This window comes from Shewanella amazonensis SB2B, assembly GCF_000015245.1.
Lineage (GTDB): Bacteria > Pseudomonadota > Gammaproteobacteria > Enterobacterales > Shewanellaceae > Shewanella > Shewanella amazonensis.
Genome location: NC_008700.1, coordinates 4,076,723 through 4,094,960, shown reverse-complemented (window position 1 = coordinate 4,094,960; position 18,238 = coordinate 4,076,723). Strand labels below are relative to the sequence as shown.

Genomic DNA, 18,238 nt, shown 5'->3' with positions numbered 1-18,238 from the left:
GTCACTCTAAAACCACCTCCTATGGAGGTGGTGATCGTTCTAGTGGGGCTTTGCCCGTAGAATGCCCATGCTAAATACTCCCTCGGTTTGTTACCAGCAAATCAAGGAGTAAGTAGCATGAGCAGATATGAATCCGCGTCTCACGTGTTCTATCGCTGTCAGTATCACCTCGTTTGGACACCGAAGTACAGGTACAAAATCCTAAAAGGTAATCTTGGCAAAGAGCTTTATCGAAGTATCTATGTTTACTGCAACATGAAGAAATGCAGAGTCGTAGAACTGAATGTGCAGGAAGATCATGTTCATCTAGTAGTCAGAACTCCACCGAGTCTAAGCGTGTCGGACTTAATGGGTTTTGTAAAAGGAAGAACGGCAATCAGAATGTTTGCGAAATTTCCGTATTTGAGAAAGCAAAAGCTCTGGGGGAATCACTTTTGGCAAAGAGGCTATTTTGTTGACTCGGTAGGAGCGAATGAAGAGATAATCCGCAGATATGTACGGCACCAAGAAAAGACAGCCAAAGAAGAAGAGAAACGGCAGATAGCATTGGGGCTAGAAGGTTAGTTTTTAAGCCCCCTTTTAGGGGGCCGTGTCAAAGCCACCTGCTATGCAGGTGGATTTTTACTTGTGGTTATCCGTCAGGCATTAACAGGTTTTGGCGCCTTGGCATTCACTGTGATTCACTGGCGCAGCACTGCGGCCACCACCGCCTTGCGGTTGGTTTTCAGGCCGCTGCTTGCCATCTGTGGCCATGCCTGATAACTGCGAGGCCGTTTAAAGCGGGCGATACGGCTTGCAAGGAAGTCATCCAATTCCCCTTGGGAGGGCATGGTATTGCGGCAGCGCAGCAGCGCATGGGGCAAGAATCCAAAAGTGTTATCAGCTTTGGGATAAACGATGGCCTCCAGCACCAGAGGATGTTGGCACAGCGCCGCTTCAATTTCTTCCGGGTGCAGGTTTTCTCCGCCGCAGATAAACATGTTGTCGAGCCGCCCCGCCACAAAAAGTCTGCCGGCTTCGTCCAGATGGCCGCAGTCTTTGGTCGCAAACCAACCGTCATCGGTGAGCGGTAATCTCAGACCGTTATCCTCCAGATACCCAAGGAACAGAGTCTCGCCTCGTACCTGAATTTCCCCCTGATGGATTCTGAGCTCCCGTCCCGGCAACAGGGTGCCGCTTGCGCCCTCGCTATTGGCGGGGCCTGTGGTGATTTGCGAGCTCATTTCTGTCATGCCGTAGCTGGTAAAAGCGTGTATCCCCAGTGCTTCAAGTCGTGAAAGCAACGCGCCACCTATGGCGCTGCCCCCCAGCAGCAACGCCTTAACTGAGCTAAGTGAGTCAGGCGAATCCTCAAGCAGCGCAGTGAGCTGCGCCGCCACCAAAGAGACATGGGTGGGTGACAGTGCTGACATGGCCTGCGCCATCGACAGTGGTCTTGTCGATGCTTGCTGCTGTGGCAACACCACCGCAGCCCCGGCGAGGGCACATCGATTGAGAATGGCGATACCGCCGATATGAAACAGCGGCAATGACAGGAGCCAGCGATCGCCCGGTGACAGCGGGATAAGGCATCGGGCACCCTCAGCGCTGGCAATATGATTGGCCAGAGCATGTACTGCGGCTTTAGGCTCGCCCGTGGAGCCTGAACTCAGCACCAGATTAACCGGCTGCGACAGGTCCAATACTGCGCTGGCCGGAGTCGTCAGGGAGCTTGCCCCTATTCCGCCAATCATGTCGGCAACATGAATACGGGGTAACGCAGGGCAAAGGCTTTCAAGCGTCGGGGCATGCAGTGCATCGAGGGCAAAACGCCGTATCAGAATCTCCAGCTGAGAAACCGGAAAGCGCCATGACAGGGGGCAAAAAAGGGCACCTGCTTCGGCGCAGGCCCAGTAGAGGACAATTTGCTCAACACTGTTGGGCCCAATCACCCCGAGGCGCTGTATATCTTGTGTCTTAAGCTGTCTGGCAACCTCACGCACCAGCTTGCCCAGCACCTCGAAAGACAAGGTGAATTCCGGCGTTATCAGTGCATGGGCGTCGGGCCAGGTGGCCGATGCTTGCTGCAGGGGCGAGATGGATAGTTGAGGCCTGACTGAACGCTGAGGGCTCACAGCAGCGAGGCTCCGAGTTCACAGCCAAGCACAGGCCCCGGGGCGTCTGGGGTGAGGCAACGCTTTTGGCCTTGTGAGACGATGCAGTCGGCCTCAAAGGGAAACAGGGTATCTAGCCCCGGCGCTTCGTCCGGGGTGACCTGTTTGGCAAAGGCCGCCAGCGCGGCTATGCCCAGAGATGACTCCAGTGCCGAGCTGATAACACAGCGAATGCCCCGCGAATGGGCTTCCTCAATAAACGCCTGCACCCGGGCGGGCGAGCCGAGCAGCATGGGCTTTAACACCAATGCCCTGAGCCCCTGAGACTGGGGATCATCCGGGAAGTGAAAGTCTGACAGGATGAGAGACTCATCCAGGGCATAGCTGATGCCAACAGCCCGGAAGAGTGCTGGATTGTCGGCCGGATTACGACAGGGCTCTTCGATATAATCGATGGCGCCCCTGGGCAGGCATGCACAAAAATCAATGGCATCTTCCAACTCAAAGCCCTGATTGGCATCGAGACGCAGCTTCAGTTGTGGCCGCTCTGCAAGAATCGCATGGATGAGGTTCAGCTCGGTCTCCATGGAGGTTTGGCCCACCTTCACCTTTACGAATCGGGTGTGATCTGGCAGCGCTTTAACGCGCTTTCGTATGCTCTCCAGTGGCTCGTCCTGGGCAAGATAAATGAGTGGGATGCCCAGCATTGGGTGAGCACTATCATCCGGCTGCTGGGCACTATCAGGTGACAGCACACAGAGCTGCTCATTGAGCTGAGCGGCCAGTATACCCAGCCCCCAGGCGACTGACGCTTCCGGAGCGGAATCGGCCAAAGTCTCAAGCCTCGCTCCCCACTCGGCTTCGGTCGCCGGGCTAATGCCTGCAAGACTGCTTTTTAGTGTCTGAATGCATTCGTCCAGCGACTCGGAGCTGAAGCCAAGGATAGGGGCACCATCCATATCCGGGCCGCTTAAGGGCGCTATTTCGGCGAAGACGCTCCGCTCGCCGGTGCGTACCTCTATCACCAAGCCGCTGCGATGCATAATACGCTGCTTACCCACGGGCAGCGGGCGGCTGAGGGCGATGCGATAGGGATAGAGGGCAAAAGAAGAGTCAGACATGCGATTGATCCGCGCTGGATTGATGGAATATGCCCTGAAGCAGACTGCGTGCAAACAGGCTCGGCTGCTCGGCATGACAATTGTGGCCGGCGCCTTCAATTCTATATACGTGAATACCCGCTTGCTGCTGCCACTGGTTGGCGAGGGCGGTAAATTTGTTGTCTTCCTCGCCCACATAAAGATTCACCGGGCAGGGCAAGTTGGCTGGTACGGCTCTGAGATCCTGTTGATTTGCCAGCGAGGTGGCCAGATACATCTGCAACAGCGCCTGGCGGTTGTTGTCTTGATGCTGGGCACAGCGCCTTGTTACCAGAGCCTGGCGGGCGTTGTCATCGAGATGGGCAAATACGCCTTGACGATACCAGGCATCGAGAAACTCAGGCAGGGGCTCAGTGGCCAGTCGTTTGGCCCAGAGGCTGTCGGCGGCGAGCCGCTCGCCCCTTGCGCTGTCACTCTCAAGGCCCGGATGACAGGATTCAAGGTTAAGGCTCAGCAGCCTTTTTGGGGCCAGACTCGCCAGATGCAGGGCCAGGCGGCCACCGAGGGAATAACCCAGCAGGTGAAACTCGGTCACGTCCTGCTTGGCGAGCCAGTCGAGCAGGGCAAGGCTAACCTTGTCAAACGGGCTTATGCCCTTGCCGTCAGGCTGATTCTCAGCCTTATCGTCGAAGCGCACGTCAAACGGTGCTGAGCCATGCCCGGGTAGGTCCGGTGTCAGCAGCCGAAAATGGGGTTCGAGTTCGGGAGCCAATGTATCCCAATCGCTGCCGCTGCCCAAAAAGCCATGTAACAACAGCAGACAGGGCTTCAGCGGCTGCGTATCCACTCTGCCATTCTCCTTATCTGATTACTGGCCTGATCCTGGGCCACTGTCACTTCAATCACAGAGGCGCCCGGATGTTCCAGGGCCGCCTGATAGGCATCGATAAAGGCCTCCATATCTTCGGCACGGTCGTAGGGCAGGCCAAACATGGCGGCGCCGTAGCCAAATTCCAACCCGTGGCTGAGGCGATAGAAGTCGCTGCGAAGCTCTTCTGTGGGAACCGGCAACAAGTTAAAAATATTGCCGCCATCATTGTTGAGCACAACTATGACCAGGGGTGACTGGCAATCCCGGGCGAGCGCCAGAGAGTTCAAATCGTGCAGCGCAGACAAATCCCCGAGAATCAGGGTGGTGGGCCGTCCGCTATGACGGGCGACACCGCAGGCGGTGGCAATAAGACCATCGATGCCGGAAGCACCTCTGTTGGTATAGGTAGACGCGGCGCAGCAGCCGATGGGCGCAAACATATCATAGAGGCGCACCGGCAGGCTGTTACCGATAAAGAGTTGCTGCTCGGCGGTATGGCTGGCGGCGATGGCGCGAATAACCTGAGCCTCACCGAATTCGCCGCCATCAATATGATGGATAAAGTCCTGCTCAACTGACTGATTCAGGCTGATAAGCGACGCCGCCCAGTTGGCCTCGGATGAGCGTGGCCATTCCAGGGCGCAGACATCACCAGCCCGGCCGAGCCAAAGTTGCTTGTTGCTGTGGCTGGGGTCGAGTCTTTCCTGATGGGGTAATACCTGCCAGTAACTGTGCCAGTCTTTTTCAGCCAGATAACTGATTAGGCGTTTCGACAGGAGTCGGCCGCCAAATACCAGTACCCGTTCGGCCTGATCCAACAGGGCGCGGGCCCTGGGATTGAGCAGCAGCTGATCGATATGCCCTATGGCCCCCGGATGCTGGCGCAGCTGGCTTTGAGCATCGGTCAGCAGTGGCCAACCCAGTTTTTGCGACAAGGTAATGAGTTCTGTCGGAGTTTCGGCTTCGGTCAGGGTGCCCGCCACTATCACCCCTTTGCCATGGACAAAGCGCATCATGGCATCCCGGGGAGGGAAGGCGCTGAGGCTGGCATTGGCCACCGACAGATAAGGCACCTGAGTATCCTGCCACTGGCCAAGACGACTCAAATAACTGTCGAACTGATCGAACCTGTGTTCTGACGGATACAGGGGCTCGGGGTACATGCAATTGATATGCAGCGGCCGGTCGAGATTGGCCAATTGTTCATCAAGGGCGCTGAGCAGCACTTCCGGACCAATTCGCAGGTCGGGAGTCGGCAGATTGAGCTGGCGGGCGTAACCGCCAAAAATACCAAGCTGCTCAATGGCCTGATTGGCGCCACAGCCAATCAGTTCCCAGGGTCTGTCGCCGGAGAGAATAATCAGGGGCACGTGGGTGAGGGATGCTTCCACTATGGCCGGATACAGGTTGGCCACGGCGGTACCCGATGTGGTGATGATGGCGACGGGGGCCTGGCTGGCTTTCGCCAACCCGAGGGCAAGGAACCCCAACCCCCGCTCATCAAAATGCAGATGCCGGGTCAGCTTATCCTGTGCGGCGGCCGCCAGAGTCAGTGGCGTCGAGCGGGAGCCCGGTGCCATGCACAGATGCATTACACCGTGGCGGGTGAGCTCCTCCAGAATCAAAGAGCCCCACAACAAATTGAGTTCGGCAGTACTCGAATGCAAGTGATCCATGGTGAAAAGGGATTGGATAACAGTGACCTTAGTGTACCCCTAACCCTGCTGGTTAACAGGCTAATTTTGTCAGAATTAGCATTAGGTCTCGCTAATTGTTCCGCGTTCAACGGGTTGGTCATCAAACCATTCGGATTGAGCATCCGCTTGTCACAGGACTGCTGATTCATGGCCACCATTCCCCGGAGTGAGTATGAGGGGCTCGCCAGATGAATCATGCGTGCACTCCCAGCCCTCAGAGTGCTGAATGCCATACTCACCTGCGCTGATTGTGTGTTTGGCTTAGGGGGCGAGATTGTTAATCCACTCACTCATGACAACGTGTGTTTTGATTTTGACAATGTCGGTATGGGTGTCGATATATTCGCGGATTTCGTGCAGGCGGCGCATGGATGGGGCGTGGACATACACCAGCAGGTCCATATCACCGGAGATCCCATGACAGGTCAGTACTTCGGGAATCGCGTGGAACACGTGCACCACATCGGCACAGCGCGGGCACTTGTGCTGAATTTCAAAGTAGGCCGAAACTCCTTCTTTTTGCGATTCAGACAGGAGAACCTGGTAGCCGCGGATAACGCCGGATTGCTCAAGTTTTTTTATACGTTCTGAGACTGCACTGCGCGACAGATTCACTTCGTCGGCAATAGTGGAAATGCTTCTTCTGGCGTCCTGGCGCAGGGCCTGAATAATGGCCTGATCAAACTTATCCAACCTGAAAACTCCTTGATGATTTGAGCTTGCCGACGAAATGCCGGATTTATCTTTAATAACCGCCAAAATGACGGTTTAAGGCCACCTAATGCAGGAAAAGGGCGGCAGAATGTGGCTCTGCTCACCGCTATACTTTGCCTAACTTTCCACAGCAATAATCTAACAGATGGAACATATCAAAGGAACGATCGGACGCTGGCAAGGCGCCGGACTCATGGCCACCACTTTACTGGGTACCGGGGTGTTTATCTTGCCGCAGATGACACTGGCAAAAGCCGGAACCAGTGCGCTTTGGGCCTGGGCACTGCTCACTCTGGCCATTATTCCGGTGACTTTGGTGTTTGGCCGTTTGGCAAGCCGATTTCCCCATGCAGCCGGGCCGGCCTTCTTTGTGGAAAAAGCCTTTGGCCGCACCCTGGGGCGCAGTATCGGACTTATCTTTTTGTTGGTGATCCCTATGGGCGCTCCCGCCGCCATTTTGATGACATTTCAGTTTGTCACCGCTTTGTTGCCATTGGCGGGCGTTGAGCTGCTATTGGCGCAGCTCTTGGTCATAGGTCTCCTGTGGTTCGCCAATTTAAAGGGCTTGCAGGTGTCGGCCAAGGCCCAATTTGCACTGACCCTGGGAATAGTGGCCGTGGTGCTTGCGCTGTTTATGGGACTGGGTGTGCAGCATCATGCCGTCGAATTGCCGGATTTTGAATCAGCCTGGCAGACCGGCCCCATGATGCTGGCAGCGGGTATCGCCTTCTGGAGCTTTCTGGGGGTCGAGGCCATGACTCATCTGGCCCACGATTTTCGTGAGCCGGAAAAAGACATGATCCCGGCGATGATGCTCGGCACAGTGCTGGTGGGGCTGATTTATCTTGGCTGCACCAGTTTACTGTGGCTGGTGCCCTCCAGCACGGGCGTCGCCATGATGGGGGTATTCGACACCCTGCTTGGCGCCGGTGGTGCTCAGGTAATCGGCATACTGGGCGTGTCAGCGGGCCTTGCCACAGTAAACGTCTATGCTGGCAGTGCTGCACGTTTGCTGTGGAGCTTCAGCCGTGAGGGCATCATGCCCCGTTACTTTCAACGCCTGAATGACCATGGTGTACCCGTTCGTGCGCAGACGGCTATTCTGGGCTCCATGGCGTTGGTGCTGACACTGGTGTTTGTGTTTGAGCAGGATCTGGAGCAGCTTATCGCCTGGAGCAATGGGGTGTTTGTGATTATCTATGCCATGTCCATGCTCGCTGCCTGGCGTTTACTCGGTGCATCTTCCCGTCTCTGGATCCTGTTGGGGCTTGGGTTTTGCGTGGCGCTCGGGGTAGCGCTCGGTGGGCGTATGTTTTATGCAGTGCTTCTGCTGATGCTGGTGTTGCCCCTGCTGTGGTGGCAGAAGGGGCATTTGCAGCGTAAAGCGGGCGGTGTCTGTTAAATCCGCTGATCCAGACTGAAATCTAGGCGAATTTGCTGGTTACTCATACCCACGGGTTTGCCATCGACCATCTTGGGTTTGTACTTCCAACGCTTCACCGCGTCGCGTGCAGCAGCATCGAAGGTGCGTTTGGGGTTGGCGTCCAGCACCCGCACATTGGAGGTGCTGCCATCGGCAGCGATATCAAAGCCCACCACCACAAAGCCTTCTTTGCCGTTTTGGGCGGCGCTGATGGGGTAGTTGGGCTGGATTTGTACAACGGGCACGGCATCATAATCTGAGCTGCCAAAGTTTGAACCGCCCTGGGATACGGGGGGCAGTTCTATGGTGGGGGAGTCTATGGGCACCCCTGTTCCTGAGTTTTCCCCGGTTGTGGCGATTTCCACCGGTTTTATCGGCTCTGGCATGGGCGGAGGTGTGGTGTTTCGAACAGGCCTGAGTGCTTCTCTGTCCGGCATAGTAACCTGGAGCTCAGGTGTTGCTGTGGGTTCCTGATACTCCACCGGAGACTGTTTGACCAGATAGGCCATAAAGACGAACAGCCCCAGGGTGACCAAAGCGCCCAACATGCCCAGCGTACCTTTTTGCATCAGCGATTTACCCATATCCACCTTCCTGTGTTGTATTGGCTTTCACTGATATAGCTAACAGTTCGAAATTTAATCAGCAAACATTTTCTTACATTTTTCCTCAATAAAAGCAAATATTTACAAATAATAAACAGATAAAAAACCTTTTATTTACCAAAATGGTGGTGCGAATCACTTTTGGGGGAAAATATGAAAACTGTCACTGTATTGAGTTTGTTGGCCTTGAGCCTTTGGGCGAGTTCGTCGGTCGATGCACGGGAAATCGGACCGCATATTCGAAATGCCATGACCGATAACGCCCGGCCGGAAGCAGACAGGGGGCGGGATATTCAGCGTAAGCCGGACCTCATCCTGAGTTACTTTGAGGTGGAACCCGGGCAAAAGGTACTGGACCTCTTTTCCGGTGGTGGCTATTACACCGAGCTGCTTGCCCGTGCAGTTGGAAGCGGTGGCCGGGTGGTGGCCCATAACAACCAGGCTTATCTGCCGTTTGCCGGAGAAGAACTCAAGCAAAGGGATTACGCTGCCCGCCTGCCTAACGTGGAAACCCTCTTGGCAGAAGCGAATGACCTGCACTTTGTTGACGGGAGTTTTGACCGGATTTTTTTCGTGCTGGGATTTCATGATGCGCTCTACAGCACCCAGGATTGGCCTGCTATCGACGTGGATAAGCTGGTGGCCTTGATGCAGCAGTCGCTTAAGCCCGGTGGTCAGGTTGCGATTATTGACCACAGAGCAAAGCCCGGCAGCGGTGCTGAAGTGGCAGAGCAGCTGCATCGTATGGATCCCGCCCTGGTGATAAAAAAAATGACCGAGGCAGGTTTCAGGTTCGATGGAGAGCTGGATGCGCTGGCCAACAAGGCCGATCCGCTGGATATCTCAGTATTTGATAAAAGAATACGGGGCCACAGCGACAGATTCGTACTTAAGTTTACTAAACCCTGAACCCGGCTGGTGGCTGAATCTTCTGGACTATAGTTTATCTGTTACCCAGAGGAGAAAGTCCCATGCATTCAGCCGCACTGCTTCAAAAAGTTGATGAATTACCAAGGCTTCCCAAAGCCATAGCCGAACTTCTGGACGTAGTGAATAACGAAGATTCCACCGTTAAAGCCGTCTCAGAGAAGCTGTCCCATGACCCAGTGCTCAGCGCCAGGGTGCTGAGGCTTGCCAACTCGGCCCGTTTCGGGTGCTCACGGGAAGTGGGTACCATTGATGATGCCGTAGTTCGCCTGGGCATGCAGACCCTGAGAACCTTGGTGATTGCGTCGGCGGTTGTCGGCGCGGTTCCCAAGGTGGAAGGCTTCGATCTGGCCGATTTTTGGGGTAATACCTTTGAAGTGGCAATTATCTGTCAGGAGCTGGCAAAACGTCTCGGCACCCTGCCTGAAGAGGCCTTTACCTGCGGCATTTTGCATTCCATCGGAGAGTTACTGATAGTCAATGGTGATCCTGCCGTCGCAGCCACCATCTCAGCTGCCGTTGCCGACGGTGCAGATCGAAATTTAATGGAGAAAGAGCTCCTGGGGTACGACAACGCAGAAATAGGCGCTCTGCTGGCCCAGAGTTGGAAGTTCACGCCTCACCTGGTGAAGGGGATTCAGTTTCAGAATCATCCAAAATCCGCCGAACCTTACTCTAAACTCGCCGGTATGTTGGCCATGGCGAAGCAAATTGCCGCCGACTGGGACAAAATTCCCGATGACGAGCGCACCAGCTGGCTGGCACAGATTAATATTCTGGCCGGAATTAAGGTGGACTTGGGTGGGCTGGCCGAGAAACTGGCCAAGATGCATGGCCAGGGCATGGAAATGGGTAAGCAGCTGGCCTAATCGGGTTTGGCCTGATTGCGCAGCTGTATCAGTTCACTGTGTTTGAGATAGAGCAGATCGGCCGTCTTTCGGATGATCTGCTCTTCGTATTGGCACAGTTCACCGTCTGAAAAGGCCAGTTGCCACATGGCCAGGATCAGGGCTTGTTTCTCGGCCAAATCAAACTGCTTGTTAATAAGATCTGTGTATTCAAACAAGGAAATCGCCTGCTGATGGCGGTCGATGGCGTTTGTCATGAGTGCGTGTGCTTCATCAACGCATACTCCGGTAAGCCTTGCAATGAATTCCGGCAACAGACGCTGTTCGCTGCCGGACAGATCTTCGTCGGCCAAGACCACTTCAATCAAGAGTGCTGCCGCTGCTTCTGATTGCGTCAAACGGGGGCCAGTGTCACCCAGACGCTGGTTCAGCAACTTTTTCAGTGCACTAATCATCATGACCTCCTGGGCAGATTATGAGTTACAGCAGGCTTCCCAAGCCTTTCATCAGTAAGCCAACAGTATCATCACCGGCAGTGCTTTGAAGATAGTTTTTGGCAACATCCACCATGGGAGCAGCCAACTCACGGGAAATACCAAGTTTTTCAAAAGCATCGTACACCATGGCGCTGCCTTGCAGTGAACTGCCAAGGCCACCGGCCTTGGACAGCAGGCCAGACATACCGCTGTTGCTGTTCAGGGCCGGGACTGCTGAAAGCATCTGCTCAGCGCCGGGAATGGCATCAGTGAGGCTGGAGAACTCACTGCCACTGAGGCCACCCTGAGCCATTTTAAGCAGTGCACCCATGCCACCCTCGGCCTGGTTTTGATTTAACCCCAGAGCCATCAAGTCTCCCAGTAAGTCGCTGCTTTGCGCCTGAGTATTCGGTGCGGTTGCCTGGGTGGTGGCGCTACTCACTTGCTTAAGGGTGTCGGAGGCCAGTGAGCCCAGATCCACTGCGTTGGCGGAAGAAGACAGTGCCATAGCGGAGAAAAACAGAGAAAGGGCAGTGATTCGTTTCATTCAGGGACGTCCTGTAGGTGATTCATCCAAAGTCAGGGGGCTATTCTAGACAAAGCGCGGTAAAAAATGCACGGAATTTGCGTCATATCATGGTGGATAACTGCTTAAGGCCTGTGCATGCAAGGGGGTTTTTGGGTATTCTAGGCGCTTAAAATAAGGGGTCCATTTCCGGTCAGGCAGCCGAGTCTGTCGTCCGGATTAAATTTAACGTTAATCGGTTGGAAAGACATATGTCACTGTCCGTTATATTGAGCGAAGCTTATAACTTTTTTCGCAATCACCTGGGTCAACTCGCGGCTCTGACGATTCCGCTGCTGCTGGCGCAGACAGGCATCCAGCTGTGGCTGGGCAGTGAATTTGCCAAAGTTGATGTCAATAATCCGCAGTTTGGCTCACCACACTTTTTTGCCATGATGATGATGCTCATCATCTTCTCCGTTTTGATTGCCGCCCTGACGCTGTACTTGCAGCTGCGCAGCGAAGGCCATGAACTGTCCACTGGCGCTGTGCTCAAAGCCAGTTTGCCGTTTGTGCCACCGCTGTTGCTGGCGGGGGTGTTTTCCGGCATGGCGATTGCGGCGCCCGTAATTATTGCCGCCGCATTTGGCCCCCTGTGGCTGATTGGTTTGGGTATCAGTCTCTACCTTTTTGCTCGCCTGGCCTATGTCAACTTTATGGTGGTGGTGGAACGTCTGACGCCCCTCGAAGCCATCAAGGCAAGCTTCCGCTTTTCGTCTTCCATCGTATCTAAAACCGTGGCCCTGCTGCTCTTGTATGTGCCCCTGTCTCTGGTGGGCGGTACCCTGTCACAACTGGTGGCCGGTGTTGGGCTTCCGCTTCAACTGATTGTAGATGCAGGATTTTCCTTTATTGCTCTGTTTGTTAACGTGGCGCTGTTCCGCCTCTACATGGTTAACAGAACTCAGGCTTAAGGAGTAAAGCGGATGGCTGGCAAGGGACTGACAGATACCGCGATGATAGCGGCCTTCGATGCCGGCCTTGCCGAGGAATATCGCCGCGCCAGACGCTTTGCCAAAGATGTTCCTGCCCAGGCGCTGCTGACACTGCGCAGCGCCCTCTACAAGCTCACAGGTATTCTGGCCGCTGGCCGCCTGACCTTCGACAGCCCCAATCTTTACAACCGCATCGAGTCCTTGTCGCAGGCGCGTTTGCTGGGGGTACGTCAGGCTCGCGCCATGCACAGGCTCAGGGCCGACGGTAACCGTGGTGCCCATCCGGAAAAATATCATCTCGATGAGGCGTCACTGCTTGCACTGGCAAACAAGGCGCTGCTGAATTTTTGTCAGCTGGTGTCCGAGTTGTCGGGCAAGGGGGCGGATACAGCCCACTTCGAATTTGAGCCTCTTGATGATCTCAGTAACAGAGAACTCTGCTACAGGGCCGTGATGGCGGATGATGCCGAGGCACAGTATCTGCTGGGGATGGCCTTTAAAACCCAGGGCTTACTGGCACGGGATGCGCAGCAAGGCTTGGTTGATGAGCCCACAACGTCAGCGGTGCTGGCGAAGGCGCAATATTGGTTTGCCCAGGCGGCAAGCAGCCTTGCTGTGGCCCGCTATGAATTGGGTGTGGCGTTTCTCCATGCATATCAGGGACCAGCAGATGAGGCCAAAGGTATTTCCCTGATTGCCGATGCTGCCACTCAAGGGGTGGAAGATGCCAAGGCCTTGCTGGGATACTTTGCCCTGACGGGGCAGGGTATGGTCGTGGATCTGCCGAGGGCCGAGTCTCTGCTGACCGAGGCCACACAAGCCGGCCATACCGAGGCCGAAGCTAACCTTGGGGTACTCAGGTACCAGCAGGGGCGCCTCGAAGAAGCATACCGGCATATCGAATCGGCGGCGCGGGGTGGTTTCCCACAGGCGCAGTATCATGTGTCCCTGATGTTGAGTCGGGGTGAAGGCTGCCGGATTGACCCCCTTGGTGCCGAGCGCTGGCTTGCTGAGGCCGCCGAGCAAGGGCAGCTTGATGCCATGTTGCTGCGTGCCCGGCATATGCTCCATGATGAAGCCACCCTTGGCAGTGATTTAACCCTCGCCGAAGATTATCTGCGTAAAGTCATCCGATTCAGTCGGAATGTGCCCGCCATGCTGGAGCTGTCTATGGCCCTGGCCGATGGCATTCTCGGACGCATCGATGTGGTGGAGGCGGCAGCCCTGCTCGGTGAGGCTGCACGGCTTGCCAGTGATGAAGAGCTCGCCATCATTACGCCGCTGTGGCAATCCCTGGCGACCCAGATTGAAAATGTGCTGCCGCTTTCTGTTAATGCAGACGAAAAAAAGGCCCTGGAGAGAGCCAAAGAACTGCTGTTGGAGATGCCGGGGCAGGGTGAGAGTGCCCCGGAGCAGTGATATCTTTACTTGCCATTACTCGGTAGGATCGTGTTCGAAGGTGCGTCCCTGATGGGGGCGCGGGCGGAACAGATCACGGTCACGAAAGCGAACAAAAGCTTCTTCCCCATCGACGGTACTCTGGGATGACTGCGCTGCCTGGGCTTGCTGAGCCCGGCGCTGGAGTTTGCCAAGCCAAATCCTGCCAAACACACTGAGTAATGCAAAAGCCACAGCGCCTGCCAATAAGATAAAGGGCAGCATCACCAGGCTGAGACCCAGCACCACAAATCCTGCGATAAACATGGCCAGCCCGCGGAATCCGCTGAAGCGCTCACGCAAGGGGGGAGTGTGGAATTGACTGTAGATCATAATGCCTCCTGGGCGAATGTCGTGCTGACAGTCTGCGTAAAATGTGCACCATAATCACGTGAAATATGGTTAATCTTGCGTCCATTTGAGTTTGTCACCAAAGCTTTTACGGGCGCTTTGGGTGATAAGCTCGCGTATCCATCTGTGGCCGGGATCGCCGTCATTTCGTTGATGCCACAAGAGCACATAGGCCAGGGGCATAAAGTCAAAGGGGAGTGGCAGCATCTCCAAGGCGTAGAGTTTGGAGGCATGGCGCGCAAAGCTCTGAGGCAGGGTGAACACCAGGTCGGTATTGGCGCACACGCTGGCGGCGCCATAAAAGTCGGGCACGGTAGCGCATAGGTGCCGCTGCTTACCCTGGGTCGCCAAATAGTAATCCAACGCCCACCAATCGTTACCTTCGCAGCGTACCTGCACATGAGCCAACTCCAGGTAGCGGCTGAGGTCCCACTTTCCTTCCCCAAGCAGCGCTATGGCCGGGTGGCCCTTGCGTACCAAACAAATTTGTTGGTCCTGATAGAGTGTCTGATGGCAAATGCCTTCCGGCAGGCTGTCGATACGAAAGTTGGCTTCGGGCTGCAAATCGATACCGTCTATCCCAAAATCAATCTGCCCCAGCTGCAGATCGCTGATGGATTTTTCGTTCCACACGTAGGAATTGAGTCGCAGACCCGGCGCCATGGACAAGAGGGGGCCGATAAAGCCGGGGATCAACGTCTCGTACGCGCTTTCTACCATGGCAAAACTGAAGGTGCGGGTACTGCTGGCGGGATCAAAACTGGGTGGCATCACCAGCTGATTCAGCGCCTGCAATACTCCAGGCAGTCGCTCGGCCAATGCCAGTGCGTGGGCCGTGGGTTTCAGCCCGTGGGCCGTACGGGAAAACAGCGGATCGCCCAGGGTTTCCCTCAGTCGGCTCAGGCTCTTGGACAGGGCTGACTGGCTGAGATTCAGGCGCACAGCAGCGCGGGTGACACTTTGTTCTTCCAGCAGTACCTGCAGTACCACCAACAAATTCAGATCGATGCGTGTCAGCTTGTCCAGTTGCATGTGATATTCCAAAGGGGAATTTTTAAAAGTAATTTATACCATTTCTGTTCATACCATGGCAGGAGTAAACTTCATCTATAATTTTTCTTTACCAACCTGTGACTTGTCCATGCAACGAAATCTGCTGCCTATTTTGATGTCTCTGGTGCTGTTAAGCCCGCTGGCCATCGACATCTATCTGCCCTCAATGCCTGCCATGGCGCTGGATTTCAGCGTGGACGAGCGGCAGGTGCAGTCGACTCTGGTGCTGTTTTTGTTTGCCATGGGCGTTGGCCAGGTATTGATAGGCCCATTGGCCGACCGTTACGGTCGTCGTCCGGTGGCGCTCTTCGGCACAGTGCTCTATGTGATCAGCAGTCTGCTGGCCATGGCCGCTCTGGAGTTTGAATTGCTGCAACTGGCCCGCCTGCTACAGGGGCTTGCAGCCTGCTCCACTTCCATCGTTGCCTTCAGCGCAGTGCGGGACAGCTACAGTTCTGCCGACAGCGCCCGTATTTACAGTTACCTCAATGGTGCCATCTGCGTGATCCCGGCGCTGGCACCTACCCTCGGTGGCTTATTGGCTATTCAGTTTGGCTGGCGTTCGACCTTTGCCTTTATGGCCTTTTATGGGTTGGTGATGTTGTTGGTGGTGGGCTACCGCTTGCCGGAAACCCGTCCAGCCCATACTGAATCCGCAGGTCCTCTGTACCGCTGGGGACGTTATGCCCCTGTGCTCAAAAACAGCCATTTCATGTTTTATGCCGTGACCTGCATGGCCGCCATGGCCGCGATCCTTTGCTACGTTTCTTATTCGTCCATTTGGCTGATTGGCAAACTGGGTGTGTCTGAACTGGCGTTTTCGGGGCTCTTCGGTCTGAATGCCGTGGTGAACGTGGTGGCCTGTTTTGCAGCGCCCGTGGTGATCCGTAAGTTAGGGAACCGTCCAACCGTGTTGGTGGCGCTGGGCTTAATGATATTGGCATCGGTGCTGGAGCTGGTATTGCAACTGCCTGCATGGGCATCACCCATGGCTGCTTCTTTTGCTTTTATGTTGCCTATGATGCTGCTGTGTGTGGGTTTTGCATTCTTGCTTGGTCCCGCCACCAGTATGGCGCTGGCACCCTTCGGTGAGCGTGCCGGTACCGCCACGGCGCTGCTGGGCTTTATTCAAATGAGTGGGGCGTCTGTGATTACCGCACTGGTTCAACTCACACCGATGACCGCACCTTATGCCATTGGTTACACCATGGGCGGCCTGGCCTTGGTGCTGCTGGCCATCATGTTGATGCCACGGTTTGGCCATTGGCATCAGGAACCAAGTACTCATTGATACCCAGTTATCACCCTTTAGCCTGTCCGGGTTTCCCCGTGACGGGCTTTTTTTTATTATGGGCAAAATGCGTTGTAATGGGTGTTAATGGTGTCCCGGGATTTTTGTGTAAAGTGTCATTTTCCCCTTAGGGTCTGCGTGTGTGATGCCATATCGCCCGTTGCTGCCCACACCCGGGTCTGGGTCTTGCAGCATCCTTCCGAGGTGGAACATGGGAAAAACAGCGCGCGATTGCTGCCACTTATCCTCGACACGGCCAGGATTTTTGTTGGCGAGTCTGAGGCGGATTTTGCACAGCTGCGACAACAGCTTGAGGCGGAGAACTTAGCGCCTGTGTTGGTGTATCCGGCGGTTAAAGGTGAGGTAATCAGTCCTCTAACCGCGAACAGTCAGCAAGGCTCCAGGGTGCTGCTGCTCTTGGATGGAACCTGGCGTAAGGCGCTGAAAATGTATCACCTCAACCCCTGGCTGCATGCCTTACCCAAGTTATCGCTCACGCCGGACACACCATCGGCGTATCGGATCCGCAAAGCCAGCCGCAGTGACAGTCTCTCCACCCTGGAAGCGGCGGCCTGTGCTTTGTCCGTGCTGGAACCCGAATTGGATACCAGTCCCTTATTCAGGTGTTTCGATGCCATGATAAGCAAGCGCCTCGATGCCATGCCGGAAGCGGTGCGTAAAAGGTATTTGGCTGACTCTGAAAGCGAAACTGACAGATGAGTGCTCAGGGCGTCACTACCCGATGAAAGCCTCTTTTTAGTTGCGATCCCTGCCCGCTGGCCGGACAATAAGCTGCGGGAAACTCCAAGGGAAGGATGTATATGACTGTATCAAAACTGCTGCTTACGCTCTGGGTAGCTGTTGCCGTGACAGCGCCACTGCACGCCGCCGACGATAGCAAACCCCGGTTGGTGATGAAGGCCGATAAGGCCCGGGAACAGGCGCAGAAAACCGAGGCGGAGCAGCTGGAAAAGGCCCGCGCCGCCGCGGCCGAGACCTCAAGCCGTGAGGCCGATGTGCTGAAACGTCAGCAGCTGGGCGAGTGGGAGGATGCGCAGCGAGATAAGGCCGCAGCCCAGTTCGATGAACGTGAAACTCGCGAGCAAAAATACCTGCGGGAAGCACAAGAAGCGGCCAAAAAAGAGCGCAAGATACCCAAACCATGAGTTTTTCCTGTTCCCTGTGTGGTGGCAACGACTTATATCTATTTGCCGAAGACCGACGTCGCCCCTATTACCGCTGCCGCTGCTGCGCCCTGGTGCAGGTGCCTGCGCCTTTTCATTTAAGCGCTGAAGAGGAAAAGGCCGAGTACGACAAACATGACAATGGCGAAGACAGTCCGGGTTATCGCAGCTTTTTAAGCCGGACGCTCACCCCCTTGTTGCCACGTCTTAACCCCGGCGACAAAGGCTTGGATTATGGCTGCGGCGCCGGCGCTCTGCTCGCTAAAATGGCCGCAGAGCAAGGGTTTGAGTTTGCGGCGTACGATCTCTACTACTTTCCGGACCGCGCCGTGCTGACAGACCGGTATCAATGCGTGACCCTCACCGAAGTGATTGAGCACGTAGCCGACGCCCGCGCCTTGTTGGATGAGCTCTCAAGTCTGCTGGCACCGGGGGCCTTGCTTGCCATCATGACCAAGCGGGTGCTTTCGGCTGAGGCGTTTGGCCGTTGGCACTATAAAAACGACCCCACTCATATCAATTTCTACTCTGATGAAACCTTTGCCTGGATAGCGGCGGAGCGTGGCTGGGCACTGGAAATTGTCGATAAAGACGTGGTGTTTTTACGCTCCCCAAACTGACGGGGATACAACGTCTTTGCTGTGATGGTTGGCCCAGTCTCACCCATG

At 55.4% G+C, this 18,238-nt stretch carries 20 protein-coding genes; 10 read left to right on the top strand and 10 right to left on the bottom strand.

What is annotated here, in order from left to right; genetic code table 11:
* Positions 1 to 117: 117 nt before the first annotated feature.
* A complete protein-coding gene (gene tnpA, locus SAMA_RS18015; protein WP_011758714.1) occupies positions 118 to 564 on the top strand; it encodes an IS200/IS605-like element ISSham1 family transposase in 447 nt (148 codons plus the stop codon).
* A 116-nt stretch (positions 565 to 680) separates the two neighbouring features.
* On the opposite strand, the gene menE is transcribed toward tnpA, so the two are convergent.
* The 5 genes from menE to SAMA_RS17990 all read right to left on the bottom strand — a co-directional run bounded on the left by menE (position 681) and on the right by SAMA_RS17990 (position 6,454).
* Positions 681 to 2,114 (bottom strand): o-succinylbenzoate--CoA ligase, encoded by a 1,434-nt coding sequence (gene menE, locus SAMA_RS18010; RefSeq protein WP_011761570.1) that lies wholly within the window; start codon positions 2,112 to 2,114, stop codon positions 681 to 683.
* The gene (gene menC / locus SAMA_RS18005; protein ID WP_011761569.1) at positions 2,111 to 3,214 is read right to left on the bottom strand and encodes an o-succinylbenzoate synthase; all 1,104 of its coding nucleotides are present in this window, start codon (positions 3,212 to 3,214) and stop codon (positions 2,111 to 2,113) included. Before menC ends, menE begins: the two co-directional genes overlap by 4 nt.
* Positions 3,207 to 4,040, bottom strand: a complete 834-nt coding sequence (gene menH, locus SAMA_RS18000; protein WP_011761568.1) for a 2-succinyl-6-hydroxy-2,4-cyclohexadiene-1-carboxylate synthase — start codon at positions 4,038 to 4,040, stop codon at positions 3,207 to 3,209. Before menH ends, menC begins: the two co-directional genes overlap by 8 nt.
* Positions 4,022 to 5,740: a 2-succinyl-5-enolpyruvyl-6-hydroxy-3-cyclohexene-1-carboxylic-acid synthase gene (gene menD / locus SAMA_RS17995; RefSeq protein WP_011761567.1), complete on the bottom strand. Its 1,719-nt coding sequence runs from the start codon at positions 5,738 to 5,740 to the stop codon at positions 4,022 to 4,024. The genes menH and menD overlap by 19 nt, the downstream gene beginning before the upstream one ends.
* 282 nt (positions 5,741 to 6,022) lie before the next feature.
* Positions 6,023 to 6,454 (bottom strand): Lrp/AsnC family transcriptional regulator, encoded by a 432-nt coding sequence (locus SAMA_RS17990; RefSeq protein ID WP_011761566.1) that lies wholly within the window; start codon positions 6,452 to 6,454, stop codon positions 6,023 to 6,025.
* A 166-nt stretch (positions 6,455 to 6,620) separates the two neighbouring features.
* Here SAMA_RS17990 and yjeH point away from each other — a divergent pair, with 166 nt between their 5' ends.
* Positions 6,621 to 7,877 carry an L-methionine/branched-chain amino acid transporter gene (yjeH, locus tag SAMA_RS17985; RefSeq protein ID WP_011761565.1) on the top strand — a complete coding sequence of 419 codons (1,257 nt, stop codon included), beginning with the start codon at positions 6,621 to 6,623 and terminating at the stop codon, positions 7,875 to 7,877.
* Here yjeH and SAMA_RS17980 read toward each other — a convergent pair.
* Entirely contained in the window at positions 7,874 to 8,482 is a 609-nt protein-coding gene (locus SAMA_RS17980) for an energy transducer TonB (protein WP_011761564.1), read from the bottom strand. The two genes, yjeH and SAMA_RS17980, sit on opposite strands and share 4 nt — an antisense overlap.
* Positions 8,483 to 8,656: 174 nt before the next feature.
* On the opposite strand from SAMA_RS17980, the gene SAMA_RS17975 reads away from it, so the two are divergent.
* A complete protein-coding gene (locus SAMA_RS17975) occupies positions 8,657 to 9,412 on the top strand; it encodes a class I SAM-dependent methyltransferase (RefSeq protein WP_011761563.1) in 756 nt (251 codons plus the stop codon).
* A gap of 62 nt (positions 9,413 to 9,474) precedes the next feature.
* Entirely contained in the window at positions 9,475 to 10,299 is an 825-nt protein-coding gene (locus tag SAMA_RS17970; protein WP_011761562.1) for an HDOD domain-containing protein, read from the top strand.
* On the opposite strand, the gene SAMA_RS17965 is transcribed toward SAMA_RS17970, so the two are convergent.
* Together SAMA_RS17965 and SAMA_RS17960 are read right to left on the bottom strand one after the other, a co-directional pair.
* Positions 10,296 to 10,736 carry a tellurite resistance TerB family protein gene (locus SAMA_RS17965; protein ID WP_157608365.1) on the bottom strand — a complete coding sequence of 147 codons (441 nt, stop codon included), beginning with the start codon at positions 10,734 to 10,736 and terminating at the stop codon, positions 10,296 to 10,298. The genes SAMA_RS17970 and SAMA_RS17965 overlap by 4 nt on opposite strands.
* A gap of 22 nt (positions 10,737 to 10,758) precedes the next feature.
* Entirely contained in the window at positions 10,759 to 11,301 is a 543-nt protein-coding gene (locus tag SAMA_RS17960) for a DUF2780 domain-containing protein (RefSeq protein WP_011761560.1), read from the bottom strand.
* A 230-nt stretch (positions 11,302 to 11,531) separates the two neighbouring features.
* Between SAMA_RS17960 and SAMA_RS17955 the strand changes: the two genes are divergently transcribed.
* Positions 11,532 to 12,233: a hypothetical protein gene (locus SAMA_RS17955; protein ID WP_011761559.1), complete on the top strand. Its 702-nt coding sequence runs from the start codon at positions 11,532 to 11,534 to the stop codon at positions 12,231 to 12,233.
* A 12-nt stretch (positions 12,234 to 12,245) separates the two neighbouring features.
* Positions 12,246 to 13,673: a DUF4145 domain-containing protein gene (locus SAMA_RS17950; RefSeq protein ID WP_011761558.1), complete on the top strand. Its 1,428-nt coding sequence runs from the start codon at positions 12,246 to 12,248 to the stop codon at positions 13,671 to 13,673.
* A gap of 15 nt (positions 13,674 to 13,688) precedes the next feature.
* On the opposite strand, the gene SAMA_RS17945 is transcribed toward SAMA_RS17950, so the two are convergent.
* The gene (locus tag SAMA_RS17945) at positions 13,689 to 14,024 is read right to left on the bottom strand and encodes a hypothetical protein (protein WP_011761557.1); all 336 of its coding nucleotides are present in this window, start codon (positions 14,022 to 14,024) and stop codon (positions 13,689 to 13,691) included.
* Positions 14,025 to 14,093: 69 nt separating this feature from the next.
* Positions 14,094 to 15,074 carry a LysR family transcriptional regulator gene (locus SAMA_RS17940; protein WP_011761556.1) on the bottom strand — a complete coding sequence of 327 codons (981 nt, stop codon included), beginning with the start codon at positions 15,072 to 15,074 and terminating at the stop codon, positions 14,094 to 14,096.
* Between the two features lie 109 nt (positions 15,075 to 15,183).
* On the opposite strand from SAMA_RS17940, the gene SAMA_RS17935 reads away from it, so the two are divergent.
* The 4 genes from SAMA_RS17935 to SAMA_RS17920 all read left to right on the top strand — a co-directional run bounded on the left by SAMA_RS17935 (position 15,184) and on the right by SAMA_RS17920 (position 18,190).
* On the top strand, positions 15,184 to 16,386 hold the full coding sequence (locus tag SAMA_RS17935; RefSeq protein WP_011761555.1) for a multidrug effflux MFS transporter: 1,203 nt from the start codon (positions 15,184 to 15,186) through the stop codon (positions 16,384 to 16,386).
* A gap of 87 nt (positions 16,387 to 16,473) precedes the next feature.
* The gene (locus SAMA_RS17930) at positions 16,474 to 17,106 is read left to right on the top strand and encodes a tRNA-uridine aminocarboxypropyltransferase (RefSeq protein ID WP_332249017.1); all 633 of its coding nucleotides are present in this window, start codon (positions 16,474 to 16,476) and stop codon (positions 17,104 to 17,106) included.
* A 95-nt stretch (positions 17,107 to 17,201) separates the two neighbouring features.
* A complete protein-coding gene (locus tag SAMA_RS17925; RefSeq protein WP_011761553.1) occupies positions 17,202 to 17,552 on the top strand; it encodes a hypothetical protein in 351 nt (116 codons plus the stop codon).
* Positions 17,549 to 18,190, top strand: coding sequence for a class I SAM-dependent methyltransferase (locus SAMA_RS17920; RefSeq protein ID WP_011761552.1), 642 nt, complete (start codon positions 17,549 to 17,551; stop codon positions 18,188 to 18,190). The genes SAMA_RS17925 and SAMA_RS17920 overlap by 4 nt, the downstream gene beginning before the upstream one ends.
* Positions 18,191 to 18,238: the final 48 nt, after the last annotated feature.

Excerpts from the sequence above, each read along its gene's own strand:
- yjeH (WP_011761565.1), top strand. The coding sequence starts at position 6,621 with ATGGAACATATCAAAGGAACGATCGGACGCTGGCAAGGCGCCGGACTC.
- tnpA (WP_011758714.1), top strand. The coding sequence starts at position 118 with ATGAGCAGATATGAATCCGCGTCTCACGTGTTCTATCGCTGTCAGTAT.
- SAMA_RS17920 (WP_011761552.1), top strand. The coding sequence starts at position 17,549 with ATGAGTTTTTCCTGTTCCCTGTGTGGTGGCAACGACTTATATCTATTT.
- SAMA_RS17970 (WP_011761562.1), top strand. The coding sequence starts at position 9,475 with ATGCATTCAGCCGCACTGCTTCAAAAAGTTGATGAATTACCAAGGCTT.
- SAMA_RS17940 (WP_011761556.1), bottom strand. The coding sequence starts at position 15,074 with ATGCAACTGGACAAGCTGACACGCATCGATCTGAATTTGTTGGTGGTA.
- SAMA_RS17950 (WP_011761558.1), top strand. The coding sequence starts at position 12,246 with ATGGCTGGCAAGGGACTGACAGATACCGCGATGATAGCGGCCTTCGAT.
- SAMA_RS17965 (WP_157608365.1), bottom strand. The coding sequence starts at position 10,736 with ATGATGATTAGTGCACTGAAAAAGTTGCTGAACCAGCGTCTGGGTGAC.
- SAMA_RS17925 (WP_011761553.1), top strand. The coding sequence starts at position 17,202 with ATGTATATGACTGTATCAAAACTGCTGCTTACGCTCTGGGTAGCTGTT.
- menD (WP_011761567.1), bottom strand. The coding sequence starts at position 5,740 with ATGGATCACTTGCATTCGAGTACTGCCGAACTCAATTTGTTGTGGGGC.
- SAMA_RS17960 (WP_011761560.1), bottom strand. The coding sequence starts at position 11,301 with ATGAAACGAATCACTGCCCTTTCTCTGTTTTTCTCCGCTATGGCACTG.
- SAMA_RS17945 (WP_011761557.1), bottom strand. The coding sequence starts at position 14,024 with ATGATCTACAGTCAATTCCACACTCCCCCCTTGCGTGAGCGCTTCAGC.
- menC (WP_011761569.1), bottom strand. The coding sequence starts at position 3,214 with ATGTCTGACTCTTCTTTTGCCCTCTATCCCTATCGCATCGCCCTCAGC.
- SAMA_RS17930 (WP_332249017.1), top strand. The coding sequence starts at position 16,474 with ATGGTGTCCCGGGATTTTTGTGTAAAGTGTCATTTTCCCCTTAGGGTC.
- SAMA_RS17980 (WP_011761564.1), bottom strand. The coding sequence starts at position 8,482 with ATGGGTAAATCGCTGATGCAAAAAGGTACGCTGGGCATGTTGGGCGCT.
- SAMA_RS17955 (WP_011761559.1), top strand. The coding sequence starts at position 11,532 with ATGTCACTGTCCGTTATATTGAGCGAAGCTTATAACTTTTTTCGCAAT.
- SAMA_RS17975 (WP_011761563.1), top strand. The coding sequence starts at position 8,657 with ATGAAAACTGTCACTGTATTGAGTTTGTTGGCCTTGAGCCTTTGGGCG.
- SAMA_RS17935 (WP_011761555.1), top strand. The coding sequence starts at position 15,184 with ATGCAACGAAATCTGCTGCCTATTTTGATGTCTCTGGTGCTGTTAAGC.